Raw genomic sequence first — 14,536 nt, forward strand, 5'->3', positions numbered from 1 at the left:
ATGGGAAGGGTGGTCTCGATACGCGTCCTCGCTGCGCTCGGTCGCTACTCGACCAGCGGACACTGCGCTTCGGGCGGTCGCTGCGCTCGGCCCTCAGCGAGCGGGGGAGGGCCTCGACCAGCGGACACGGCGCCGCGCTGGGGCCCTACCCGCCCAGCGTCACCTTCAGGATCTTCTCGTTGCTGTTGTTCGCGACGCTGTCCTTGTCGCCCTGGTTCGTCGTGGTGAGCCACAGCCCGCCATCGGACGACGGCTCGACGGTGCGCAGCCGGCCGTAGGTGCCGACGAAGAACTGCTGCACGGAGGCGAGGGCGTCGCCGCTGATCACCTCGCGAAACAGCCGCGCGCCCCTCCCGCAGGCGATGTAGACGACGTCGCGCACGATGGTCAGGCCGCTGCAGGACCCGTCGGCCGTCGGATAGGTCTTCTTCGGTGCGATGAGGCCGGCGGTGCCGCATCCGTTCCCCGAGGTGCCCTCGCACAGCGGCCACCCGTAGTTGCCGCCCTTCACCACGAGATTCGTCTCGTCCATCACACTGTTGCCGAACTCCTGCTGCCAGAGCCTTCCCCGGCTGTCGAAGGCGATGCCCTGCGGGTTGCGGTGGCCGTAGCTCCAGACGTAGCTGCCGAACGGGTTGTCGCTCGGAATGCCACCGGTGCGCGTGAGCCGCAGGATCTTGCCGTTCAGCGCTCCGGTACCGGTGAGACGCTGGGCGTAGTCGCCGTTCTGCGCATCGCCCGTCGAGGCGTAGAGCATGCCGTCCGGCCCGAAGCGCAGGCGGCCGCCGTTGTGGTACTTGTTGCGCAGGATGCCGCTCACGAGCACCTGCACAGACGTGGTGTCGAGCTTTCCGGCCGAGTACTTCAGCCGCACGATCCGGTTGTCCGTCGCAGTGGAGTGCATGACATAGAGCCACGGATCCGCCGCGAAGTCGGATGCGATCGCTATGCCCATCACCCCACCCTCGCCATCGGTGCCCTTCGCTCCGGGGATCGTGCCGACGCTCGTCTTCGCCCCCGTCGCCGGCACCAGGCGCACGATGTCGAGGGCGTCACGGCGCGCATAGAGCACCGAGCCGTCGGGCAGGGTGGTGAGGCCCCACGGGATGTCGGTGTCCGTCGTCACCTGGGCGACCCCGCAGATGGGACTTCCACAGGCGGCACCGGTCGTCGTGGTGGCGGGCGCACTGGCGGCGGACGCGTTGCCCTGGGCGTCGCGTGCGACGACGGTGTAGGAGTAGGCGCGGCTGACGGCCAGCCCGCTGTCGGTGAAGGTGAGCACTGCGCCACCGACCGACCCGACGACGGTGCCGTCGCGACGCACGTCGTACCGGGTGACGGCGACGTTGTCGGTCGATGCCGCCCAGGTCACCTTCACGCTGGTTCCGGATGCCACGGCCGCGACCGACTTCGGCACCGTCGGCGCAACGGTGTCCGCTGTGCACTGCGGCGGCGTCACCGTCACGGTGGAGCTGGCCTGCGAGACGTTGCCCGCAGCATCGCGGGCGTTGACGTACCAGCCCCAGGCGACTCCCGCCACGACCTTGACGGATGCCGAGCGCACGGTTCCGGCGACCGAGGTGACGAGCTGGCCGTCGTGGTACAGGTCGTAGGCGGAGACCCCGACGCCATCCTTCGACGCCGTCCAGCTCAGGGTGACGGCGGTGCAGGTGAGCGCCGAACTCGTCAGGCCGCTCGGCGCGGTCGGCGGGGTGGTGTCCGGCAGCTTCGCGGGAACGGTCCACTTCTGGTGGGTCGCCGTCGTGCAGGCGTGCAGGTTCACCTCGGTTCCGCCGGTCGTCCGCGCGCCGCGCACATGGAGACACAGACCTGTCGCCGTGTGCTTCAGCGTCTTGGCGCTCGTGTAGCTCCACTTCTGGGAGGCTGAGCCCGAGCACTGGGCGATCACGGCCTTCCGCGGTCGGGTCGTGGTGACCGGGCCGGCGGTCAGGCAGCGGGCGCCGTCGAAGACGCGCAGTTCGCCCTCGGCCGTGCGCGTCCAGCGCTGGTCCGCTCCGCCGTTGCAGGTCCCGATCACGGTCTGCGCCCCGACGGTCATCGACCCGTACTGGACGTCGAGGCACTTCTTCGAGGCGACTCCGATGATGGGTTTGCCCGTGGCGGCGTACGCGGCGTCGGCTGGCGGCAGCGTCAGCAGAGCCGCAACGCAGATGACGGACAGGATGGCTGCCAGCAGCATCCGGAGCTGACTTCTCATCGTCGCCTCCCTCGGCGCGCTCCAGTGCGCGTCGTCCTCAGGATATGACCCGCACGTCAGACGCCGCGGGTACCTGCACTGTGAGCGCCACCGTCTGTGCCGCGCACGTCGTCCGAGCCCTGGCGCCCGGACCGATCCACGTCGGGGTCGACCTCATCGGCCTTCCTGGCGCGTTCCTCCGCCTCCACACGCAGGCCCTCCGCGTCGTCGCGGTGCTCGGCGGACTCCCGCTGCAGCCGCTCCGCATCGAGCTGCGCCTGACGCGCGGCGGCTTCGGCCTTCGCGGCATCGGCCTGCGCCTGCTGCGCATCGGCGGATGCCTGGGCAGACGTCGCCTGCCGCTCCCGTGCCGCCAGTTCTCGCTCTGCGGCCTCGTTGCGCAGCTCGGATGCCTTCTCGCGCCCGGCCCGCTGCCTCGCCTCACGACGTTTCGGCGCCGTGATCAGCAAGATGGCCACAACCACGATGATGACGACGACGACAGCGACGATGATCCAGATCCATGCACTGGTGTCCACTTCGATTCACCTTCCTCAGATCGCCCCGCCATCAGACAAGCCCTCCGAGGCCGCCCATCCCAAGGGCTTGATTTCTTGCTGGCGGTCTGATTCGCCCGCGACCGGAGGCCGGGAGTCGTCAGTGGTGCGGGATGCCCGCGATCATGCCGCCATCGACCACGAACTCGGCGCCACTCGTGAAGCGGGAGGCGTCGCTGGCTAGAAAGACGATCGTGCCGGCGACGTCGTCGGGAACCCCTGGCCGCCCGAGCGGGATGTCGATCCTCGCGGGGTCGATCCTGGTGGTCATGTCGGTGAGGATCAGCCCGGGGTGCACGGAGTTCACCCTGATCCCGGATGCCCCGAGCTCGACGGCGAGCGACTGGCTGAGTCCGCGCACGCCGAACTTCGAAGCCGTGTAGCCGTGCAGGCCCGGCGAGCCGCGCATGCCCTCGACCGAGGAGATGTTGATGATCGAGCCACTGCCCTGCGCCTTCATCTGCGGAACCACCGCTCGGCAGCCGAGGAACACCCCGGTGAGGTTGACCGCGATCACGGCGTTCCACTTCGCCAGCGTCAGGTGCTCGATCGGCGCTGCATTGGCGATGCCGGCGTTGTTCACGAGGACGTCCAGCGATCCGAACGCGCCCACAGCTGCGGCCACGACGCGGTCCCATGCGGCCTCATCGGTGACGTCCAGCGCCTCGAACAGCGCGCGCTCGCCCAGCTCGGCGGCGAGCGCACCACCCTCGTCGGCGAGCAGGTCGGCGATGACCACTCGCGCGCCGGCCGCGTGCAGCGACCGCACGTAGGCAGCACCGAGGCCGCGCGCACCGCCGGTGACGAGCGCGACGCGTCCATCGAGATCCGTCATGGCGTCACCCGACCCGCACGACGAGCCGCCCGACGGTCTGTCCGCCGGCCAGTTCCTGGATGGCGGCGGGAGCCTGCTCGAACTCCACCACTCCCCCCACCAGCGGCGAGATGGCGCCGGCATCCGCCAATCGCACCAGCTCGGCATGGGCCTCGGCCACGAGAGCGGGGTTCTTCGTCGGGTAGAGACCCCAGTGCAGGCCGAGCACGCTGTAGTTCTTCACGAGGGCATGGTTCGCCCGTACCGTGGGCACGGTCCCGCCGGCGAAGCCGATCACGACGATGCGCCCCTCGAAGGCGATGCACTTGGTCGACCGCTCGAAGCTCTCCCCGCCCACGGGGTCGAAGACCACGTCTGCGCCGCGGCCGTCCGTCGCCTCGTTGACGATTGCGGCGAGGTCCTGCTCGCCCCGCACGATCACCAGTTCGGCACCGGCCTCACGCACGACGTCGGCCTTGCCCGCGCTGCCGACCACGCCGATGACCCTGGCTCCGGCGGCGACGGCGAGTTGCACGGCGGCACTTCCGACCCCGCCCGCCGCTGCATGGACGAGCACGGTCTCGACGGCCTGCAGCCGCGCCCGACGATGCAGGGCGAACCACGCGGTCTGGTAGGCGATCATCAGCCCGGCGGCCTGCACGTCGTCGAGCCCGTCCGGCGTCGGATGCACCTCGGATGCCGCGAGCACGGCGTACTCGGCGAGCACGCCGATCTTCGTCGCCACCACCCTGTCGCCGATGCCCAGGGCGGGCTTCCCGCCGGTGCGCACGCCGTCGGCATCCGGCCCGAGAGCCACGATCTCGCCGCTCAGCTCGATGCCCGGCGTGAACGGAGGTTCGGGGCGTACCTGGTACTCGCCCCGGGCGAGCAGCACGTCGGGGAAGTTGACGGCGACGGCGTGCACTTTCACGAGCACTTCACCGGCGCCGGGCACGGGCACGGGCAGGTCGTGGAGCTCGAGCACCTCCGACGGCTCTCCGGTGCGGACGACCCTCCACGCGCGCATGGTGGTCGGCTCAGGCATCCGTCGCCCCCTCCGGTGCGCCCGGCTCGGCGGGCTCGGCGGCGATGCTCCTCAGGAACAGCGCGGTGATCTGCTCGGCCAGCAGGGTCTTGCCCTCCGGGCCCTCCGGGGAGTACCACTGCGACAGGTAGTGCAAGTCGCTGAAGAAGTGCGCGATGAGCACCGGCCGCGGGATGTCGGTGCGGTAGAGGCCCTGCTGCTGGCCGGCCTCGATGAGAGCGCTGAACTCGTCGTTGTAATCGCGTCGCCGGCGGGTGACCTCCTGCTGACGCGGCTGCGAGAGCATGTGCTGGCTGCGGAAGAACACCGTGCCCTCTGGCAGGAAGTCGATCGAGGTCTCGATCACGTCGATGCACACGGCGCGCAGCACGTCGTCGACGGCCCCTCCCCGCGCGACGATCTCGTCGAGGTGCGACTTCTGCAGTGACAGCATCCGCTCGTAGATGGCGAAGAGCAGGTCGTCCTTCGACTGGAAGTAGTGGTACATCGCGCCCTTGGTGACTCCGGCGGCCTCCACGATCTGCTGAACGCTGGTGTTGGCGAAGCCCTGAGCTGCGAAGAGCTCGACGGCGGCCCTGGTCACGTCGTCTACGACACTGGTCTGTCTCATGCACTCATCCTCGCTGGGTTCTCGCGGTGCGTCATCCGACAGGGCGGATGCTGCCGCCGCCGTCGATCACGATGGTCTGGCCGGTGATCCACGCGGCGTCTTCCGACAGGAGGAAAGCGACGGGCCCGGCCACGTCGTCGGGCAGTCCGAGGCGCTTCAACGGATACTCCCCTGCCACCTGCTGCTCGCGCCCCTCGTAGAGCGCCCGGGCGAAGGCGGTCTTGATCACGGCGGGGGCGACGGCGTTGACACGGATGCCCGGTGCGAGCTCGTGCGCCAACTGCAGGGTGAGGTTCACCAGCGCCGCCTTCGAGACCCCGTAGAACGCGATGCCGGGAGCCGCGGACAGCGCTGAGATCGACGACAGGTTCACGATCGACCTCGAGAGGCCGGCACCCACAGCGTCCCGCGTCCACTCCAGGGCGGCGACGACGTTCACGTCGAGGATCTTGCGCACGATCGAGGCCTCGATCTCGAGCGCCGGACCGTAGGCGGGGTTGATGCCCGCGTTGTTCACCAGGTGGTCGAGACGGCCGTGCCGTTCGGCGATGTGAGCGAAGACCGCCGCGCGATGCTCCGGGTCGTCGGCCTTGCCTGCGACAGCGGTGGCGACGGCGGTCGCGGGCGACGTGGTCCCGCCCCCGTTCAGCTCGGCGAGCGCCGCGTCGAGCGACTCCTGCTTGCGCCCGGTGATGACCACCTGCGCGCCCTCGCTCACCAGCCGCTTCGCTATGGCGAGGCCGATGCCCCTGCTGCCGCCGGTGATCAGCGCCACCCGGCCGTCGAACCTCTGCATGTGCTCTCCTTCGAGTACGCGAGTACGCTGCTGCCTGGATCCGTTCGGGATCATGCTACAGACCGACCGGACGGTTTGTCTCGATGGAGAGTACCATCCGCAACTCACAGCGCGCTCCCAGCCCCGGCGGAACAGCAGACCCCCGCCATCCGTTCTCCTAGGTGGCACCGAAATACGGGTGTCACCCGGCGCCGCAGCCAGCGTCGCCAGCAGAAGGAGGAGCACGTGTCACAGGACTACCGCAAGACTCCCGAGGCGCTCGCCCGCCTCACCCCGAACCAGTACAAGGTCACGCAGAACGAGGGCACGGAGCCCGCCTTCCGCAACGAGTACTGGAACAACCACGAGGTCGGCCTGTACGTCGACGTCGTCTCCGGGCAGCCGCTGTTCACCTCGGTCGACAAGTACGACTCGCGATCGGGATGGCCGAGCTTCACCAAGCCGATCAGCCCCGACGCCGTCACCGAGCACACCGACCGCACGCTCTTCATGAAGCGCGTCGAGGTGCGCTCCTCGGGGGCCGATAGCCACCTGGGCCACGTCTTCGATGACGGGCCCGCGGATGCCGGCGGCCTGCGCTACTGCATGAACTCGGCGTCGCTGCGGTTCATCCCGCTCGCCGAGCTCGAGGAGCAGGGCTACGGTGAACTCCGGGCGCTGTTTCCGACCGACGCCGCATCCACCACGAAGGAGAACTCATGACCACGACACCCGCCACCACCGAGACCGCCGTCCTCGCGGGCGGATGCTTCTGGGGCATGGAGGATCTCATCCGCCGCCGCCCCGGAGTGATCAGCACCCGCGTGGGCTACACGGGCGGCGATGTTCCGAACGCCACGTACCGCAACCACGGCACCCACGCCGAGGCCATCGAGATCGTCTTCGACCCGACGGTGACCTCGTACCGTGACCAGCTGGAGTTCTTCTTCCAGATCCACGACCCCACCACGCGCAACCGCCAGGGCAACGACATCGGCACCAGCTACCGCTCGGCGATCTTCCCGCTGAACGAGGAGCAGGCCGCCGTTGCGCAGGACACCATCGCCGACGTCGACGCGTCGGGCCTGTGGCCGGCCAAGGTCGTCACCGAGGTGACCCCGGCCGGAGCCTTCTGGGAGGCCGAGCCCGAGCACCAGGACTACCTGGAGCGCTACCCCAACGGCTACACCTGCCACTTCGTGCGTCCGGGCTGGGTGCTGCCGAAGCGCAACGCGGAGCAGAGCGCCTAGCTGAACACCGTCTTGCCTCCCGAGGCCGGATGACACCGAACGCCCCGCTCGATCTTCGGATCGGGCGGGGCGTTTCGTCGTTCACCCGCGAGATCCGCCGTCACACGCCGCGCCGCCCCCTACGCTGAGAGCATGACGACCCGCATCGCCACCCGTGCCACGCTCGCCGCCATCGCCGGATTCGCCCTGCTCGCGCTCAGCGCGTGCAGCAGCGCCGGCTCGGGGTCGGACATCTCCCCGGCTCCGGAGTCGAGCGCGTCCAGCTCGACGGCCGCAGCCGAACCGATCGGCGACTGCACCGGCGTCGCCGTGATCGTCGATGCCGGCAACCTCGAGAGCGCCGACGACCCGTCGACCACGGCCTGCATCGACGCGGACGCGCCCATCGCGGCATCCGAGGCACTGAAGCAGGCGGACGTCGCGACAGTGGGCACCGACGAGTACGCCGACCAGGTCGTCTGCCGCGTGAACGGCGTGCCGGCGGAGGACGAGGCGATCACGGCACCCGACGGCACCGACTACTTCGAGAAGTGCGCCAGCATGCCTGCTGCCTTCGCCTACTGGTCGCTCTGGGTGAAGCCGGCCGACGGCGAGTGGGCGTACGCGCAGGAGGGCCTCGGCACCCTGCAGCTGGCTCCGGGCGACTCCGTGGAGCTGCTCTTCACGCTGAACGACGAGCCGGCAGCCCCCGCCGCCTGACACCAGCTCGCCGGCGTGCGAGAGTGAGGCCCTGATGCTCCGCTTCCGGTCGGCCCCACTGAAGGCCGCGGCGCTCCTCGCCGTCGGCTTCATCGCGCTGCGCCTGGCGTATCGAGCACTCTTCAACGGACTCAGCGGCTCGGGCCTCGTGCTCCTCGACCTGCCGGCCGTGCGTCTTCCGCCGCCGTTCGCCCATGTCGCCCTCTTCGGTCCCATCACGACAGGGGGCATCCAGGTCGCCATCGAGAGCGCCCTCCCGATAGCGCTCGTCATCCTGGCGTTCGGCGTGCTCAACGCGCTCGTCGACGCCTCGCGCCTCTTCGCCCGGGGCGCACGGGGCGGGCCGTTCCGCGGCATCGCCCGGTCCCTCGTGATCGCGTGGGCCACCTTCCCCGGGCTGACGGATGCCGTCGGCTCCGTGCGGCGCGCCCGCCGCCTGCGTGCCGAGCGCGGGCCGGCCTCACTGCTGGTGCCCGTCTTCGAGCGCACCATCGAACGCGCCGTCGCCGTGGCGGCCACCATGGAGGTGCGCGGTTTCGCGTCGAGCCGACCCGTGGACGGCGGGTGCGATCGCCCCGTCGTGCTGCGCGGCCTCACCCTCGGGTTCGACGGGCGACGGATGCTCCACGTCGAGGACCTGTCGCTGTCGACCGGGTCCCTCACCGTCCTCTCCGGGTCCACCGGCTCCGGCAAGTCGTCGCTGCTGAACGCCTGCAGCGGCCTGTTCAGCCACGTCGACGGCGGCGAGGCGAGCGGCACCATCGAGATCGGGGGTGTCGACAGGCTGACCGTGCCGCCGCGCGACACGGCGCGTTTCGTCGGCGTGGTGCTGCAGCAGCCGCGGCTCGGTTTCGCCAGCGAGAGCGTGGCCGACGAGATCGGCTTCTCGCTCGACGTGCGCGGCGTCGCGCCGGTCATCGTGGCCGCGCGGGTGCGCGAGGTGGCGCAGCGCCTCGGCATCGTCGATCTCGTCGGGCGCGACATCCGCTCGCTCTCGGCCGGAGAGGCCACCCTCGTGGCCATCGCTGCAGCGGTGATCCAGCAGCCGACGCTGCTGCTCGTCGACGAGCCGCTCGCCGATCTCGATCGAGACGCCAGGGAGCGCATCGCGAACCTCCTCGGCGCGCTCGCGCACGACGCCGGCGTGTGCGTGCTTGTGGCTGAGCATCGCGTGGGCGAGCTGGCGCACGTGGCCGACGAGGTGCTGTCGATCGAGCAGGGCGAGCTGCGGCGCGGCAGTTCCTCCGTCGCGCTGCCGATGTTTCATGAGCGCGACGCAGAAACTGCAGCGTCGGCGGAGGCTGCTGCGGCGTCGGCGTCGGCGTCGGCGGCTGCGGCGCCCGCTGCCACGCCGATCGCCCGCGTCACCGGGCTGTCCGTCAGCCACGGCGACCGCCCCGCTGTGCTCGACGCCTCGTTCACCCTCGCCCCCGGCGAGATCGTCGCGATCACCGGGCCGAACGGCGCCGGCAAGTCATCCCTCCTCGCGGCGATGGCCCTGCCTGCCGCATCCGCAACCGTGCTCGTCGATGGAGCCGACGTGGCTGCGCTTCCCGCCCGACTCCGCCGCATGTCCGTCGCCCTCGTTCCGGACGCCTCCGACGACCTGCTGTTCTCGACCACCGTCGCCCAGGAGTGCCGACGGGCCGACCGCTCGGCCGAGCGCGGCACGACCCAGCGCTCGTTCGAGTCGCTGCTGGGCTCCGAGCCCGGCGGTCATGCACTCAGGCACCCGCGGGACCTCTCCACCGGGGAGCGCCGGCTGCTGGCCATCGCCATCCAGTTGGCGGCAGCACCACGAGTGCTGCTCGTCGACGAGCCGACCCGCGGACTCGACGGGGTCGCGCGCACGCAGGTGGCCGGGGCACTCCGCCAGGCTGCGGCGAGCGGATGCGCGGTGGTGATCGCCAGTCACGACAGAACGTTCGCCGCCGAGGTCGCCGATCGTGGGCTCGAGATGAGCGAGGGGCGGTTGCGTGAGGCCGTCCGGCTCGCTGACCTGCCGCTCCCTGACCTCCCGCTCGCTGAGGTCCGGCGAAGCCGCGACCGAAGCGCCGCCCGCGACCACGCGTCGACCGCGGACTCCGCCCGGGCCTCAGCGAGCGAAGGTGAGGTCCGGGCCTCTGCGAGCGCGGGCACGCGCGCCACCCTCTGGCAACCGCTCATCCTTCTCGCGGGCTCCCTCCTGGCCGCCGCAGCCTTCGGGTGGCCGCTGCTCGTCCCGGCCCTGCCTGCCCAGGCGCAGGCTGCAGCTCCGATCGCCGCCATCGCCCTGCTCCCGTTCCTCGTGGTGGCCGTCGCGCTCTCCCTCGACGGTGCCGTGCGATCCGCCAAGACGCTCGCGCTGCTCGGCACCCTCACCGCCATCGGAGCGGCCGTGCGCATCGCCAGCACCGGCGTCGGCGGCGTCGAGGCCCTGTTCGTGCTGCTCATCCTCGCCGGCCGGGTGTTCGGCGCCCGCTTCGGCTTCCTCCTCGGCATCCTCACCATCGCGCTGTCCTCCACCCTGTGGGGCGGATTCGGCCCGTGGACGCCGTTCCAAATGTTCGCCTGCGGCTGGGTGGGAGCGGGAGCCGGCCTCCTTCCGAGGCCCAGGATGCAGGAGGCAAGGCGGCCCGGCAGCCCTGCGGTCGAGATCGCGATGCTCGCCGTCTACGGCGTGCTCTCGTCCTACGCCTTCGGCCTGATCATGAACCTGTGGTTCTGGCCGTTCGCCGTGGGCACGGCCTCCGACATCGCCTACGTGCCCGGAGCATCCGTCGCCACGAACGCGAGTTCGTTCCTGCTGTACTCACTGGTCACGTCGACTCTCACCTGGGACACCCTGCGGGCCGTCACGAGTGTCGTCGGCATCGTCGTGGCCGGCCCCGCGATCCTCGCGGCGCTGCGCCGGGCGAAGGTCGGACCGGCTAGACCGAGAAGTACTTCGCCTCGGGGTGATGGAACACGAACGCGTCGGTTGACTGCTCCGGATGCAGCTGCAGCTCCTCCGACAGCTCGACGCCCATCCGCTCGGGCTTGAGCAACTCGACCACCTTGCGGCGGTCCTCCATGTCGGGGCAGGCCGGGTAGCCGAGCGAGAAGCGCGCGCCGCGGTACTCGAGCTTGAACAGACCGGCGACGTCGGTGGGGTCCTCAGCCGCGAAGCCCAGCTCCGAGCGGATGCGACCGTGCCAGAACTCGGCGAGCGACTCCGTGAGCTGCATGACGAGGCCGTTCAGCTCCATGTAGTCGCGGTACCTGTTCTCGGCGAAGAGCTTGGCCGTGACCTGATCGATGTGCGCCCCGGCGGTGACGAGCTGAACGGGCATCACGTCGACGAGCCCCGATGACCGGGGCTTCACGAAGTCGGCCAGGCACAGGTGCCTGTCGCGGCGCTGCCTGGGGAAGTGGAACCGCAGGCGGTCGGAGCCGAGCGCGGAACCTTCCGTCACCGAACCGCCGTCGGGGGCCAGCAGCCCAGGGACTCCGAGCACGCCCGTCGGGTCGTCGCCGTGGTTCAGCACCACGATGTCGTCCCCCTCGCTCACCACGGGGAAGTAGCCGTAGGCGACCGAGGCGTCGAGCATGCCCTCGGCCAGGATGCGGTCGAGCCAGTAGCGCAACCGGGGGCGACCCTCGGTCTGCACCAGCTCCTCGTAGCCGGCGGCGCCGTCGCCGCGTCCGGGTTTCAGGCCCCACTGGCCCATGAAGGTGGCACGTTCGTCGAGGAACGCCGCGTAGTCGGCGAGCGCGATGCCGCGCACGATGCGGGTGCCCCAGAACGGCGGAACGGGCACGGCGGCATCCGTCGCCACGTCCGACCGGGTCGGCATGTTCTCGGGCTCCGTGAGGGTGAGCAGGCTGCCCTCGCGGTGGATGCGCTTCTTGAGCGCCGGAAGGCCGACGGATGCCGGATCCGCGCCGCGCGCGATCGCCACGAGCGGTTCCATGAGCGCCAGCCCTTCGAAGGCGTCGCGGGCGTAGCGCACGGTGCCGTCGAACAGGCCGGCGAGGTCGTCCTCGACGTACGCGCGGGTGAGAGCGGCACCGCCGAGCAGCACGGGCCAGCGCCCGGCGAGTCCCCGCGTGTTGAGCTCGAGCAGGTTCTCCTTCATGACCACCGTCGACTTGACGAGCAGTCCGCTCATGCCGATGACGTCGGCGTCGTGCTCCTCGGCCGCCTTGATGATGTCGGCGATCGGCTGCTTGATGCCGAGGTTGATCACCTCGTAGCCGTTGTTCGTGAGGATGATGTCGACCAGGTTCTTGCCGATGTCGTGAACGTCGCCGCGCACGGTGCCGAGCACGATGCGGCCCTTGCCCGCATCCGTCGTCTTCTCCATGTGCGGTTCGAGCAGGGCGACGGCCGCCTTCATCACCTCGGCGGACTGCAGCACGAACGGCAGCTGCATCTCGCCGGAACCGAACCTCTCGCCCACCACCTTCATGCCCTCGAGCAGGTGGTCGTTCACGATGCCGAGCGCGCTCATGCCGTCGGCGCGGGCGAGGTCGAGGTCGGCCTCGAGCCCCTTCGCGTCGCCGTCGATGATGCGCCGCTCGAGCCGCTCGCCGACGGGCAGCGCCGCGAGCTCGTGGGCGCGCTGGTCGCGGAGCGCTGCGGTGTCGACACCGGCGAAGAGGTCGAGCATCTTCTCGAGCGGGTCGTAGACGAGCGTGCCGTCGGCGTCGTACTCGCGCCGGTCCCACACCAGGTCGAGGGCGACCTTGCGACGGTCGTCGGGCACCGAGGCGAGCGGCACGATCTTGGCTGCGTCGATGATGCCGGAGCTGAGCCCAGCCTCGACCGCCTCGTGCAGGAACACCGAGTTGAGCACCGAGCGGGCGGCGGGGTTCAGGCCGAACGACACGTTCGAGACGCCGAGGGTGGTGTGGATACCCGGGTACTTGGCGGTGATGCGCCGGATGGCCTCGATGGTCTCGATGCCGTCGCGGCGGGTCTCCTCCTGGCCCGTGGCGATGGGGAAGGTGAGGGCGTCGACGATGATGTCCTCCACGCGCATCCCCCACTCGCCCGTGAGGGTGTCGACGAGACGGGAGGCGATCCGCACCTTGTCGTCTGCGGTGCGGGCCTGCCCCTCCTCGTCGATGGTGAGCGCGACGACAGCGGCGCCGTGCTCGGCGACCAGCGGCATGATGCGACCGAAGCGGGAGGTGGGGCCGTCGCCGTCCTCGAAGTTCACCGAGTTGACGGTCGGGCGCCCGCCAATGAGCTCCATGCCGGCCTGCAGCACGGGTGGCTCGGTGGAGTCGACGACGAGCGGCAGCGTCGAGGCGCTCGCAAGTCGCGACACCACCTCGCGGATATCGGCGACGCCGTCGCGTCCCACGTAGTCGACGCACACGTCGAGCAGGTGGGCTCCCACCCGGATCTGGTTGCGCGCGATCTCCACGCAGTCGTCCCAGCGCTCGTCGAGCATCGCCTCCCGGAACGCCTTGGAGCCGTTGGCGTTGGTGCGCTCGCCGATCGCAAGGTACGAGGCATCCTGGTCGAAGGAGACGTGCTGGTAGAGGCTGGCGACGCCGGCCTCCTCCTCGATGACCCGCACGGCGGGGACCACCGGCGTCCCTGCGGCGTTGGCGCCACCCGCGCCGGTGCCGGTGCCGGTTCCGTGCAGTCGCTCGACCACGGCACGCATGTGCGCGGGCGTCGTGCCGCAGCATCCGCCGATCAGCGACAGCCCGAACTCACGCACGAACTGCTCGTGCGCCGTCGCCAGTTCGACGGGAGTCAGCGGATAGCTGGCGCCGTGGGTGCCGAGCACGGGCAGGCCGGCGTTCGGCATGCAGACGACGGGCACGGTGGAGTGCTTCGACAGGTGCCGCAGATGCTCGCTCATCTCGGCCGGCCCTGTGGCGCAGTTCAGCCCGATCGCGTCGACGCCGAGGGGCTCGAGCGCCGTGAGCGCCGCGCCGATCTCGCTGCCCATGAGCATGGTCCCCGTCGTCTCGACGGTGACCTCGACGAAGATGGGCAGACGGATGCTGCTCTCGACGATGGCCTGCTTGCATCCGTTCACGGCTGCCTTCGTCTGCAGGAGGTCCTGCGAGGTCTCGATGAGGAAGGCGTCGGCGCCCCCGTCGATGAGTCCGTGGGCCTGCAGCGCGAAGGTCTGCTTGAGGTGGTCGTAGGTGGTGTGGCCGAGGCTGGGCAGCTTGGTGCCCGGGCCCATCGATCCGAGAACCCAGCGGATGCGGCCCGGCTCGCCGTTCGCGGCATCCGTCGCCTCTGCGGCCTCGACCCGCTCGCGGGCGATGCGCGCCCCCTCGCGGGCCAGCTCCCGGATGCGATCGTCGATACCGTAGTCGGAGAGGTTCGACCAGTTGGCTCCGAAGGTGTTCGTCTCGACGGCGTCGATGCCCGTGGCCAGGTAGGCGTCGTGGATGGCGGCGATCATGTCGGGCCGGCTCACATTGAGGATCTCGTTGCAGCCCTCGAGCTGCTGGTAGTCGTCGAGGGTCGGCTCGAACTCCTGCAGCTGCGTGCCCATGGCGCCGTCGGCGATGACGACCCTGGTGCGCAGGGCCTCCAGCAGCGCCTCGGACCTGGCTGGACGCGCGACGGCCTCGATGTCCAGGGCGAAGCGGG

At 70.2% G+C, this 14,536-nt stretch carries 11 protein-coding genes; 4 read left to right on the forward strand and 7 right to left on the reverse strand.

Annotated features, from left to right (window positions below):
• Positions 1-145: 145 nt before the first annotated feature.
• The 6 genes from ASC59_RS10570 to ASC59_RS10595 form a co-directional block, all read right to left on the reverse strand.
• On the reverse strand, positions 146-2,218 hold the full coding sequence (locus ASC59_RS10570; protein ID WP_055821894.1) for a PQQ-dependent sugar dehydrogenase: 2,073 nt from the start codon (positions 2,216-2,218) through the stop codon (positions 146-148).
• Between the two features lie 56 nt (positions 2,219-2,274).
• Positions 2,275-2,736, reverse strand: a complete 462-nt coding sequence (locus ASC59_RS10575; RefSeq protein WP_055821896.1) for a hypothetical protein — start codon at positions 2,734-2,736, stop codon at positions 2,275-2,277.
• A 118-nt stretch (positions 2,737-2,854) separates the two neighbouring features.
• Entirely contained in the window at positions 2,855-3,589 is a 735-nt protein-coding gene (locus ASC59_RS10580; protein ID WP_055821899.1) for a glucose 1-dehydrogenase, read from the reverse strand.
• Positions 3,590-3,593: 4 nt separating this feature from the next.
• The gene (locus ASC59_RS10585; RefSeq protein ID WP_235492659.1) at positions 3,594-4,613 is read right to left on the reverse strand and encodes an NADPH:quinone oxidoreductase family protein; all 1,020 of its coding nucleotides are present in this window, start codon (positions 4,611-4,613) and stop codon (positions 3,594-3,596) included.
• Positions 4,606-5,223 carry a TetR/AcrR family transcriptional regulator gene (locus tag ASC59_RS10590; RefSeq protein WP_055821902.1) on the reverse strand — a complete coding sequence of 206 codons (618 nt, stop codon included), beginning with the start codon at positions 5,221-5,223 and terminating at the stop codon, positions 4,606-4,608. The genes ASC59_RS10585 and ASC59_RS10590 overlap by 8 nt, the downstream gene beginning before the upstream one ends.
• A 31-nt stretch (positions 5,224-5,254) precedes the next feature.
• The gene (locus tag ASC59_RS10595) at positions 5,255-6,019 is read right to left on the reverse strand and encodes an SDR family oxidoreductase (protein ID WP_055821905.1); all 765 of its coding nucleotides are present in this window, start codon (positions 6,017-6,019) and stop codon (positions 5,255-5,257) included.
• A gap of 225 nt (positions 6,020-6,244) precedes the next feature.
• Here ASC59_RS10595 and msrB point away from each other — a divergent pair, with 225 nt between their 5' ends.
• The 4 genes from msrB (at position 6,245) to ASC59_RS10615 (ending at position 10,969) form a co-directional block, all read left to right on the forward strand.
• Entirely contained in the window at positions 6,245-6,721 is a 477-nt protein-coding gene (gene msrB / locus ASC59_RS10600; RefSeq protein ID WP_055821909.1) for a peptide-methionine (R)-S-oxide reductase MsrB, read from the forward strand.
• Positions 6,718-7,248 (forward strand): peptide-methionine (S)-S-oxide reductase MsrA, encoded by a 531-nt coding sequence (gene msrA, locus ASC59_RS10605; RefSeq protein WP_055821913.1) that lies wholly within the window; start codon positions 6,718-6,720, stop codon positions 7,246-7,248. Before msrB ends, msrA begins: the two co-directional genes overlap by 4 nt.
• Positions 7,249-7,380: 132 nt before the next feature.
• Positions 7,381-7,947 (forward strand): hypothetical protein, encoded by a 567-nt coding sequence (locus ASC59_RS10610; RefSeq protein WP_055821916.1) that lies wholly within the window; start codon positions 7,381-7,383, stop codon positions 7,945-7,947.
• A 34-nt stretch (positions 7,948-7,981) separates the two neighbouring features.
• Positions 7,982-10,969 carry an ATP-binding cassette domain-containing protein gene (locus tag ASC59_RS10615; protein ID WP_055821919.1) on the forward strand — a complete coding sequence of 996 codons (2,988 nt, stop codon included), beginning with the start codon at positions 7,982-7,984 and terminating at the stop codon, positions 10,967-10,969.
• Here the strand turns inward: ASC59_RS10615 and metH are convergent.
• Positions 10,857-14,438 (reverse strand): methionine synthase, encoded by a 3,582-nt coding sequence (gene metH, locus ASC59_RS10620; protein WP_442915095.1) that lies wholly within the window; start codon positions 14,436-14,438, stop codon positions 10,857-10,859. The two genes, ASC59_RS10615 and metH, sit on opposite strands and share 113 nt — an antisense overlap.
• Positions 14,439-14,536 lie beyond the last annotated feature (98 nt).

It is taken from the genome of Leifsonia sp. Root1293, assembly GCF_001425325.1.
In the GTDB taxonomy this organism is placed as follows: Bacteria; Actinomycetota; Actinomycetes; order Actinomycetales; family Microbacteriaceae; genus Orlajensenia.

What these genes read in the sequence shown, in the direction of transcription:
- ASC59_RS10610 (WP_055821916.1), top strand. Translation starts at nt 7,381, where the DNA reads ATGACGACCCGCATCGCCACCCGTGCCACGCTCGCCGCCATCGCCGGA.
- ASC59_RS10615 (WP_055821919.1), top strand. Translation starts at nt 7,982, where the DNA reads ATGCTCCGCTTCCGGTCGGCCCCACTGAAGGCCGCGGCGCTCCTCGCC.
- ASC59_RS10580 (WP_055821899.1), bottom strand. Translation starts at nt 3,589, where the DNA reads ATGACGGATCTCGATGGACGCGTCGCGCTCGTCACCGGCGGTGCGCGC.
- ASC59_RS10570 (WP_055821894.1), bottom strand. Translation starts at nt 2,218, where the DNA reads ATGAGAAGTCAGCTCCGGATGCTGCTGGCAGCCATCCTGTCCGTCATC.
- ASC59_RS10595 (WP_055821905.1), bottom strand. Translation starts at nt 6,019, where the DNA reads ATGCAGAGGTTCGACGGCCGGGTGGCGCTGATCACCGGCGGCAGCAGG.
- metH (WP_442915095.1), bottom strand. Translation starts at nt 14,438, where the DNA reads ATGGGCACGCAGCTGCAGGAGTTCGAGCCGACCCTCGACGACTACCAG.
- ASC59_RS10585 (WP_235492659.1), bottom strand. Translation starts at nt 4,613, where the DNA reads ATGCCTGAGCCGACCACCATGCGCGCGTGGAGGGTCGTCCGCACCGGA.
- msrA (WP_055821913.1), top strand. Translation starts at nt 6,718, where the DNA reads ATGACCACGACACCCGCCACCACCGAGACCGCCGTCCTCGCGGGCGGA.
- ASC59_RS10590 (WP_055821902.1), bottom strand. Translation starts at nt 5,223, where the DNA reads ATGAGACAGACCAGTGTCGTAGACGACGTGACCAGGGCCGCCGTCGAG.